We start from the raw sequence: 10,947 nt of genomic DNA, 5'->3' as shown, positions 1-10,947 counted from the left end.
TGATGAATCAAATTATTAACTGATTACAGCACAAAAGCCTGGTCAACTATATGCAAAACGCCGTTAGCCGCCATAATGTCCGGCTGTGTAATAAAAGTTGGTGCAACATTGCCGCGCGTGATGATAGATATGCCATCGGCCCTTACATAAGCCATATCGCCGAACAAAGCGTACCCGCCTTTAAAATCGGCCGTGAACTTTACATCCCTACTGATGTACTGGCCAAGCCAATTTTGCAGTTTCGCCGGATCTTCGTTGTAGATATCCGCAGTTGAGCGATAACCCATTTTATGCCAGGCCTCATCATCCGGGGCAAATACGGTAAATGGCCGCCCGTCGGCAGATAAGGTAGTAAGCATAGCATCATTACCGGTATGTTTTAGCACTGCTGTAAAAAGCGAAAGGCTTGGTGTGCCGGCAATGGTTTCAAACAGGTTGCCCGCAGGTACCAATGGCAGGCGTTGCAATTCGTGCACTATGCCATCATTTAAACTGATGCTTCCACTTGCCAAAACAGGTATACCATTAAAAAATATACCATAATAATTTTTAGTTATCGTAGGCTTATATGCAGGGTTAAGGCCGTTTACTGACTGACTGTAAAAGCCCAGCAGGCTGGTGCTGCTAAGTTTGCCATACACTATACTGTACTTCAAAATTCCGGCTAACTGGGCCGGATCATATTTTTCAATAACGGCCAAACTTAACCCCGCTTTAATAAAAGCGCTGTCAAGCGGAATAAAAACAGTAAATGGCCCGTCGTCACTAAAAGTTGCGGCAGTATACATATCCGCACGCTTTAATGCCGCACGGTATAAGCCAAAATGCTTGCTGGTATCAATATACTGGTAAAGCGTTGGCGTTGCCTGGTTAAAGCCTTCGGGTGAATTTTTTTTACAGCCCGCTAATAACGCCAGTAAACACACCAGGCTGATACATGCCTGATATACATTAAGCGGTTTATATATATTTGATATGCTTTTCATATTCAGATAGTTATTGGATTAGTACCCTGTCAATAATATGTACAACACCGTTGCCACAGGTAATATTTACATTGATAGTTGTTGGGTTTGATGGTGATGGCGGCATGATTTGAGCAGCCTGGGCATTTGCCATTGTAGCGGTAAATGTTATTGATTTGAAACCACCTTGCAAGCCGCCAATACTTACTTTACCGCCGTTAAGCATACTGACTGCTCCGTTGCTATTGTTTAAGCGAAACAGGTCATTATCAAAATACCGGCCTTTAAGCAGGTGGTACCTTAATAGCGTGGCGAGTTTGGCTGGTTGAGCATGTGTTATACTATCAAGCGTACTTACACCCAGGTTTAACCCCAGCTTAGCCGATTGTTGGAATGCCTGATTTGAAGGAGCAATCACCGTATATGCATCATTGCTGTTAAGCAGATCGGCGCTTAAACCTGAGCGTTCCATAGCCGCGTTAAACAGCGTAAGTGATGTATCGGCCCTTAAACAGGCGGCTACTTTGGTATATACTTCCGGATTTACTAACTGAGGTATAACCTGTATAAGGCCATTTGATGCCGGGTTATCCATGCTAACTACCTTTACCCCGTTAATTGTGATAACGGTATCAGCCCCGGTTACATATTTACTGATGTATGCATTACCCCCGCTCAGCGTTTTTACAACTTTATTATCTGTTAAGGGCAATTGTTTAAGCTCCAGTTTTTCATTAACAATGCCGTATTTCATCAAAGCGGAAAGTTGGCTGTTAGTATATAGCGACAGCCTGGAGATATCATAAATATTAACTAATAAAAAGGCGTTGTTATTAGGTACAAACATCGTATACGGGCCTTTTTCAGCTAATATATTATTTGTGCCGGTATTATTAACCGCGGCATAGGCCGTGCTGAAATTGAAATTATCACCCAATACAAAATTTAGTGTACTGCCGTCCTCATCGGTTTTTTGTGTGTCGGTTGAATCTTTTTTACAACCTGTTATAACTGTGAAAAGCATTATCGCCAGCAGAATATTTATCCCGGCGGCTATGTGAGATACAGATAGTTTTTTCATATAATATTACTTAGCGGCCGGATAAAAAAGTTTATCAACTTTTATGAGTGTACCGTTTAATAAATTGAGGCTGTTAACTGGTTGGCTGCCCGTAGCGTTATGTGGAATGCGATATAGCGGCTCCGCCGGATCGTCTGTCCATTTTACGTAAGCATCGCTACCGTTTTTTGAAAACAAAAGCGGCTCGCTGAATTTTAATTCATAATCATTTAATGGCCCGCCCGGACCGAAGTACGTATTATACTTTCCGTTATTGACCGATGGATTAAGCAGGTCACTGTAAAAAACCCGTACATTAGCTGCAAGATCATATCTTGTATATAATACATGCCTCTTGATTACGCTATCAAGCTTTGAATAAATAAAATAGGTGAAAGTTTCCAGGTCATAACCTACGTAACCGCTTGTAGCAAAATTTCTTATATCATCCGCATTATGAAATCCGGCATCATTAAATGCCTTATTGGTTGGTGCGAAAACTGTTGGATTAAAGCTTGATACGTTGTCGAATGTATATACATCGGTTATCAACTTATCATTATAGCCGAGACCGGCCTGGCGTACACTATCACCAATCAGCAGCGACTCATAATAAAGGCTTAGATCCGGATCTGATTTAATTACCTGCAGCAATGTGCGGCCGTTAAATGGCTTAACTATTCCGCCAATCGGATAGATGTAACCGTTTGATGCTTTAATGATGGTTTTACTTATTCCTTTGGCATCCCCATTCAGGTAAACAGAACCGCTTATCCGGGCAAAAATCTGGTTATTACGTATGGTTGTTCCATTGTTAGCCGTTGGTATGGTATCCTTGTTCAGGGTATTAAGGCTTATGCCTGTAACCGCGTTTTCGAGCGATGCCTTGTCAACCGCGCCAATCGCTATATGCATCGTGATCAATCTGCGCAGATCACTCGCCGACATACTGCTAATGGCTTGTGCGGTAATACCGGCCGCATTGAACGCCGAATCGGTTGGCGCAAAAATGGTGTAGCCTGTATTTGCATCTAACTGGCCGGCCAGGGATAACCGGTTGAATGCCTGGTTGAAGATGGTCAGATTACTTTCGGCTGCCAATGCGCCTGTCAACTCTTTATCCTCATACCTGATAGGCATCGATGGAGCGATAACGGCATCGGTAGATTTAATACAGCCGCTCAACACCATCAAACTACCAACAAGTATGGTTAGTTTAAAAAACATTGCTTTTGTGTTCATTTTGTATTGATTAAGGCTTGAGTGCATAATCGGGTGTGATAAGCAAATTATTTATCCCATGCACTATACCATTTGTGGCCAAATGGTCGGGAGTTGTAAACTGTATCGTATTCGGAAAATAAAAAGGGTCAACCTTATCAGGTATTAGCTGAAAGCTGAAAGAATAATAATCTATCTGCAGCAGGTAATCATCCCCCCTTACACCCCTGGGCCCGTTAGCGGTTAACGGCGCGTCGTCCATGTCAGACTTGAAGAAAAACTTGCCGGGCAACACATAAGGCGCGAAAAGAAACTTCTGATAAGTGAGTGTATCAAGCGCGGCTATAGTGCTTTCATCTATGCCATTTTGCATAAATACGTCATTAGTGGGGGCAAGTACTACAAAAGGGCCTGTTTTATCTAATTGATCAAATAACCCAAACTGCTTTAACGCCTGCACAAACAAACTATACTCGGGATTATCACTCAACATTGATTTAACTGACACGGTTGGTTGTGCCAGCACATTTTCCATTACGTGTATTACTCCGTTGGATGCGATCACATCTGTTTTTTTCGCGGTAACGCCATTAACATGCAACAACTGCGGCCTGTTGGGCCTGAATAAGTCGGGCAGGGTAACTGAAAAATAAATTGGCTGATCGGTTAAAGTGGTAAACTGATAATCCACCGTTTGCGGAATTTTATTGTAGGGCAACAGGTTTTTGATGATATGATATCCGATCATCTTTCTCAGTGTAGCCGTATCCATTGTTGATATGCTTTGGGTAGTTATACCCGCCTTTGCGAAGGCATCATTATCAGGCACAAGCAAGGTGTAATTTCCGCCACTGCTTATCTCCTTATCTAAGCCGAGCCGTTTAAGCGCCTGGTTAAAAAGACTAAAGCTGTAGTTATTATCCAATAGGGTTGTCAGAGGCCTTTGCTCAGTAGCAGGCTCAGGCTGGTTAGTAACATTCTTTACGCAGGAGGCCAGCATGAAAGGTATCAGAACCACGAGGAGTAAAATATTATATTTCGCGTTTTTCATGATTAATTAATTTTGAGGTACCTGGTCGATACCGCGTTTAATCTGCATCAGGTAAACTCGGTTGTAAACCATTTCAAAAATGTTGAGTGTGCTGTATACCTTGAATTGGTTGCCGCTGTTTATGGCCAGGTTTAAATTGGGTGTATTATTAACATCAACCGGATCGCCAAAGCAGCGCACTGTGTAACTTGGCGTAGTAAGCGGCAGTTCCGCATCTAACAGGCTAAAAGAAAAATAAGGCATCGTACCTCCTCCATTATCCGGTTTGGAGTAGGTGCGTAATGCTCCCTGATAAAAAAACTCGCTTTGCGGCAACATCGGCAAGGGTAAATAAGATACCGACTGATCAAACTTTGAATCGAGCGTGGTATAATAAGTATTATTGTAGCCATCAAGCGGGAAATAGTATGTATTGCCGGCATTTGATGCCGGGTCATTATGGATATTATACGTACAGTTGATCCGCACCTTTTCAGGGAAGTAGTAACCTGTGCCGTATTTGCTTTGCTCCGGCTTTTTACCCGATAAATTTACAAAGCCTGCATAGATCTTATTTTCATCATAAGCCTGGTGTATAAATTCTTCCTGGCGAATATATAGCCCGTACTTATCATTATCCAGGTCACGCGATACTACCTGGAGTGTGTACACCTCTCCTTTTTCAAGGTTGATAGTGGTATCCAACAATATACTGCCGCGCTGTACCTCACCCAGATCCTTAAACGCGGTATTGCTTTGCGGCCTTACCACAAAAACAAACCGGTGCTTACCCGAGGGTATTTGCGCCCATGACGAAAGATCGAACCCATTAATGACCGGTGCCGTTAGCACATGCGCGTTGCCCGGATATTCATAATTTACCGGATATCCCAGCGGCTGACCAGTCTGGCCGCCAGTCTGGTTACCTGTACCGTTACCAACCGAGCTGTTACCGGCGTTAATAGGGTATGAAATACTGTATAGCTGCCTCGTGCCTAAATAATCACCAATTATGGCCGCGTTATTGGGTACCCCATTACCATCAACCTGCGGGTCCATTAAAAAGGTAAGAAAAGGTGGTTTTTGCTTGTTATTTAAAAAATCTACCGAGAAGGTGAGATTATTAAATACCCTGATATAGGCCGCATCCTGAACAAGCGGTTTAAGCTCATATTTTTTGCATCCCGAAACTAACATGTTTAACAGGAGAGGCAGTAAAAAAAACAATCTGTATAATTTCATCGTTTTTTACTTATTATGTTTTATTACGATCAGTTTTGCCCTGTTTTCATTTGCCGAGCCGGTTAGCGCACCAACAAGCGCTACCGTGTATACACCTGTTTCGGCGCTTATAAATTGCGGAAATATATATAGCGCCTTGTTAGCGATGAATGCATCATTTACCCGGATAGGCACTACCCGGGTTTCAAGGCTGCCGGGCACTTCGGCCGCCGGCGTGGGTTTAGAGCTGTAAACCCGCAATAAGTCTGGCAGAAATTGTTTCTCGGTATTGCCAAACGCAACAACTGTACTTGCCGGTGAATAATTTGGCAGCGAATAAATAACAGATGCATTTCTTAACGGCATACTACCCGGCGATAAGTTTACATAAGCGCTGAAATACCTGATCGAATCCTGAAGGTTAGGCCCGAATGCCGGTAAAAGCAACTGATGGTCATTAGTAAAGGTTGCGTATGGCAGATCAGCACACAGGTTTATAAACCGTGATTGCAGCGCGTAAGGAAACTTTATAAGCCGTGCCGGACCATTTGTACCATCATCAGGGATAAAGGGGCCGTTAGGGTGATAGGTGCTGGAGTACAACGTGCCCGACATATCATTAGGTTGAAACGCCAGTTGGTATTTACCCTTGTTATTATATAACCAAATGGTATAGTTATCATACGGATATAGCGTAAGATCAGCCTCGGCAAGCACGCTGCCGTTTTCATCCTTAGCCACAACATGGTGTTTTCCCTGTACGTAGATCTGGTAAGCGGCCTGATATGCTGTAGTACCTGTATTTTTTCCAATGTAAGGATGTGTGCCCCCAAGTGCCTGCCCGTCAACATTAACCGATATGGTTTTACCCGGAACAGCGTTTATGGCTTGCATACGGGCAAAGGTGCTGTTAACGCCGGGGTTCAGTTCAGTAATTACACGGTACGAATTCGCATAGATACCCGAAGGCAATACCCTGTCACAATCTTTAAACAAACTGTGCAGATTTTCAGAAACCAACAGCGTATATACTCCGCCCGGTTTAAAGGTTCGTACCCGAGTATTTATACCTTGCTGCGGATGAAAAGAAGGGTTACAGGGGTCATAATAAGCTGTGGTAGGCACATCTGCAAGTTGCCTGGCAACGTCTATACCGGCACCATTGCCAATAAACATCTTAAACTGGTAAGTGCCATAAGGGATCTCAATATAATCAGACGATCCGCCTGGCGCGATGTTGCTTAAACGCTGATCTACTATGCTGCCATCGGCATACGTTAGCGTCACAGGCCCCTGCAGATCCAAAAGGTTACCTTGTGCAATGCTGCCCAGGTTTAGAATACGTATCTTAAAGTTTTGCGGGGTAGCCGGCTGAATGTTGTTACGTTCAACCACACGCAGATGGCCATTGGCTAAACGGTAATAATCTTTAGGGTGTTCTACATCATTAACAATTGTAGTATCCAATGAACCGATTATAAAATGGGCTTTACCGTTTTTATCAAGCAAGCTGTTGGGTAAGGTAAAAGGGCTGCCGTCTTCACCGGCTAACCATTTGCCCGATGGAAATATGGCCAGGCCAATATCAGTATTAACCTGGTTTTGACTATTGGTTTGCCGGCTCGTTAACGGAATATTGTTAACCGTTACATCAGTTGAGCTATACAGGTTAAACAGGCGTATGGATGATGCGGACGCATTACTCACCTCGGTTTGAAGAGGCTTGCCATCCAGCTTATCCTTTTTACAGGCAACAAGGCATGCCATAGCACCCAGCAGCGTAAAAAAGAGCCTGGTATATTTTGTTGAGAAGTTTTGTTTCATAACGATCAGAATAATTTATAAGTAAGCCCCAGTGAAAACTCCGCCCCTCTATGATAGCTGCGGTATATGTATTCGCTGCCATAATATTTTCCGTTTTGGCCGGGGCTGGTGTATACCTGTTTATATGCCGGGTCAAAAAGATTTTTGGCAAAACCTTTAATGATCCATTTAACACCAACCTTTTGACTAAAAACCAGGTCCATGGTCGGTGCAGGCCGGTCATACAGATCGGGTGTGCCATCCAACTGAACCTGGATAAGCCTTGGCCCTACTACATTGAAACTCGCTGTAATATTGGTACCGCTGCGTGTATTGGCATAATCAAGATAGGTGTTAATGGCGTATGGAGCCTGCTCAAACACAGGGCTGTTTTCGGGCGAACGGCGGTCGATAATGCGGGCGGCATCCAAACGTTCAGGGTTTTTTTGGATACTGCTTACATTAAATAACAGGTTGGTTCCAAAGAAAAGGTATTTAAGCGGCTCGTATATTTTACCGAGATCGCGCCTGGCTTCTAACTCAACACCGTACACCTTACCGTTATTCGGGTCATTTTCATAAATAATCAACGGAAACTCCGGCGCGGTTGACAGGTTACCCTGTGAAGCGTACCTGAATACCCTTTGCAGCGGGTTCTCAATTATCTTATTAAAAAACGAGGCCGAAAGTATCTCTCCAGGAGCATCAAACCACTCCCACCTTAGATCAGCACTTCTGGTTAACTGGTTGATCAGGTTTGGATTACCACCTATAACCGCGAACTGAAACGGATCAAACTCAAAGATATTGGTTAGCTCACGCAACTCCGGCCTAGCCAGCGACGTACTGTAAGCCAGCCTGAAATTCATGTTCTTTATTTTTGAGTAGGTAATATTTACCGAATAATAAGGCCGGTAATTTTGGGAATAACGGGTATTAGGCATCGTAGTATTATAACCTACCTTTTCTGTCGGAAGCCCGGTAATGGTATTCAGGTTAAGTGGCACAAATACATTGGCCGTATCAACCTGCGCCCTGATGTCGGTAGACTCGAAACGAACGCCACCAGCTATACGTAGCGCTTTAATTACCTCACCATCATACATTCCGTAAAAAGCACGTGTTTCATACGAGCCTGTATAATTGTTGGGCGCTTTTCTGATCTGGTATAAAAACCCACCTACAAGCGGCTGGCCTTCGTTATCATACTGCGACGGTGGCAATAGCCCGATGTTAGCCGGAGATACTAACTGGTTAATATCGCCTTTTACATTATTAAGCAACTGCGCGTTGCCGCCGGTAAGTGTTGAGCCCGGTAATCCTAAAATATTCTGGGTAAAATCCCTGTCGCGTTTTAAATAATTTACGCCCGCTTTAAAAGCCTGCTGCAGTTTGCCCAGTTTAAATGGCTGGGTTACATCAACTTTTAAATTGTAGTTGGTTTCATCAAGTTTACGGTACTGGCGGCCATTGGGGTCGGCAACAATAACATTGTTTACATCGGCCCCGGCGCCATGTACCAAGCCACTTACAAACGAATAGGTGTTGGTACCTATACCCACTCCGTTCGGGTCCTGGTATTGTATGGTACGCAGATTGGCTACGTTGGTTGAGCGAAAATCCGGATCGTTTTGAGAGCTGTTTGAACTGCTGAAATTGTAGTTGATCTTTGGCGACCATGCCTCATCAACCAATTTATGTTCACCCTGCAAATTAAAGGTATTGAACGTGCGGTAAGTATTACGCAATTGGTTTACAGTATTGTAAACCGGGTAGTTCAACCCTGTATTTTGCCAGGCTCCAGTCAGGGTACTCCCTTCGGCTTCAGCACCCCTACTGCCAATGTATTGGAATTGTATTTCGTTACGTTTGTTAAACTGATAGGTTAGCCCGATCAACCCGCCATAGCTCAGTGTTTTGTTGCCAGTATTTTCATTATAAGTAATGTATTTACCTAACCGCGGATAATTAGGGCTGATGGTACCCGGTATACGCAACGAGTTATAAATTAACGGCGAACCGGTAACTACGCCCTGGTACAGGCTGTACTGATTGCGTTCACCGTTATAAATATCAGTTGTGCGCTGGTAGTAGTTGGCGTTAACAATTACGCCCAGCGTATGGCCACCAAGCACCTTGTACGAGTTACCGAATGATACCGTATAAACCTGGTTTGGCAATGCTGTACGGTATCCGGTAGTAAGTACAGGGTCAAGGCTTTGCATTACCTTGCTTACCCGCAACGCCTCTGCCATTAAGGCCGGGCTGTTACGGCTTTGAATAAACAAATCCTGAATTTGTACTAAACCACCGGGATACTGCTTGCTTAGGTTGAGAAAATCTTTACTTAGGTTATGTTTGTTAACGTTTTCACCAAAAAATCCCGGATCGCCGTTGTAAAAACTGTTGTACCGCCCGCCTAAGCCAACGTTTGAGTTGAAACCGGTTTGCGCGGTAATATCAAACACCAGATGCTCGGGCACTGATTTTGTTTTTAACTCTATTAAACCGGCAGAAGCATCTGCGGGCCTGTCCGGACTGGCGGTTTTATAGATATTAATATTATCCAGCAGTGCGGCAGGCACAAGGTCAAGCGGCACGGTACTCCGCTCGGGGTTGGCTGATGATAGCCTCGCACCGTTTAATTGCGCAATAACACTACGATCACCCAGGCCTCTGATGGCCACATATTTATCATCAGTAATGGTAACACCGGTTACACGCTGCAAAGCCTGTGTGGTGGTTATACTTGCCGTTTTTTCAATGTTTTGTGCTGATATACCATCTGTTACCGAGGCTGAATTTTTACGGTCATTCAATAAAACAACTTCATTACCGGCCCTGCGCCTGGCTTCAATTTTAACTTCGCCAAGTGCTGTTGATGATGCCTGTAACGATACATTTAAAGTGGTTACCGTGGCTGATTTTACAACTACACCATTTATGGTTTTAGGATCATAGCCGATATACCTCGTTTCAACAATGTAAGTACCCGGCTCAATGCTTATTTTGTAATGGCCGTTAGCATCTGTTGGGTATGAGCGGCCGGCAACAATTACAATCGCTCCTATAAGGGTTTCCTTAGTTTTGGCATCATAGACGGAGCCTTCTATAACGCCGGGCGGCGGGGGGATGGGTTTCCGGTCAATAGTTACAAAGCCATTAACTATCCGGTACCGTAAAACAGTATTTTTCAAGATGGATTCAAGCGCGTCCTTAATAGTGACGTTATTGCTGTTGATTGATATTTTTTTATCCACCGATTTTAAAAGGCCGTCATCAAATAAAAAATTGATGTCGCTCAATTGCTGTATCTTTTTCAGGCTTTCCTTTACGCTAACGTTTTCTAAGTGAAGATTGATTTTTTGATCAAGGGTTTGACTTTTGGCTGTAGCAGCATAAAGCATACTCAAAAAAGTAAGTTGAACAACAAATACAATTAGCGAACATTTCATAAAAAACAGGATACATTTAGCAGGTTGTGATCCTTTTTTGATAATTTTACATCGGTTATGGTCTATTTTCATTTTGGACATAGGCTGTTACTTCCATAAGTTTTCACTTAGGGATTAATTCGTGAATAAGCCAAACAGGGGTTCCAATCCAAAGGCTTTAATTAAAGAATTGCCGTCCTGTTAATAGCAGGG

Annotated in this window: 7 protein-coding genes; all 7 read right to left on the bottom strand. The window is 43.6% G+C overall.

The annotated features are described in order from the left end of the window. Positions 1-23: 23 nt before the first annotated feature. The 7 genes from AC3WJC_RS07900 to AC3WJC_RS07870 are packed head-to-tail and all read right to left on the bottom strand — an operon-like array spanning position 24 to position 10,707. Positions 24-986 (bottom strand): fasciclin domain-containing protein, encoded by a 963-nt coding sequence (locus tag AC3WJC_RS07900; RefSeq protein ID WP_492398533.1) that lies wholly within the window; start codon positions 984-986, stop codon positions 24-26. A 10-nt stretch (positions 987-996) separates the two neighbouring features. Beyond that, entirely contained in the window at positions 997-2,046 is a 1,050-nt protein-coding gene (locus tag AC3WJC_RS07895; protein ID WP_492398532.1) for a fasciclin domain-containing protein, read from the bottom strand. A 6-nt stretch (positions 2,047-2,052) separates the two neighbouring features. Then, positions 2,053-3,267: a fasciclin domain-containing protein gene (locus AC3WJC_RS07890; protein WP_492398531.1), complete on the bottom strand. Its 1,215-nt coding sequence runs from the start codon at positions 3,265-3,267 to the stop codon at positions 2,053-2,055. 10 nt (positions 3,268-3,277) lie between these two features. Then, positions 3,278-4,297 carry a fasciclin domain-containing protein gene (locus AC3WJC_RS07885; RefSeq protein ID WP_492398530.1) on the bottom strand — a complete coding sequence of 340 codons (1,020 nt, stop codon included), beginning with the start codon at positions 4,295-4,297 and terminating at the stop codon, positions 3,278-3,280. A 6-nt stretch (positions 4,298-4,303) separates the two neighbouring features. Beyond that, positions 4,304-5,473, bottom strand: coding sequence for a hypothetical protein (locus tag AC3WJC_RS07880; RefSeq protein WP_492398529.1), 1,170 nt, complete (start codon positions 5,471-5,473; stop codon positions 4,304-4,306). Between the two features lie 51 nt (positions 5,474-5,524). Continuing rightward, complete coding sequence (locus tag AC3WJC_RS07875) at positions 5,525-7,321, bottom strand: hypothetical protein (protein WP_492398528.1); 1,797 nt, start codon at positions 7,319-7,321, stop codon at positions 5,525-5,527. 5 nt (positions 7,322-7,326) lie between these two features. Then, positions 7,327-10,707, bottom strand: a complete 3,381-nt coding sequence (locus AC3WJC_RS07870) for a carboxypeptidase regulatory-like domain-containing protein (protein ID WP_492398527.1) — start codon at positions 10,705-10,707, stop codon at positions 7,327-7,329. Positions 10,708-10,947: the final 240 nt, after the last annotated feature.

This window comes from Mucilaginibacter sp. FW306-07-L (assembly GCF_058782065.1).
This window is presented reverse-complemented; position numbering and strand designations above follow the sequence as displayed.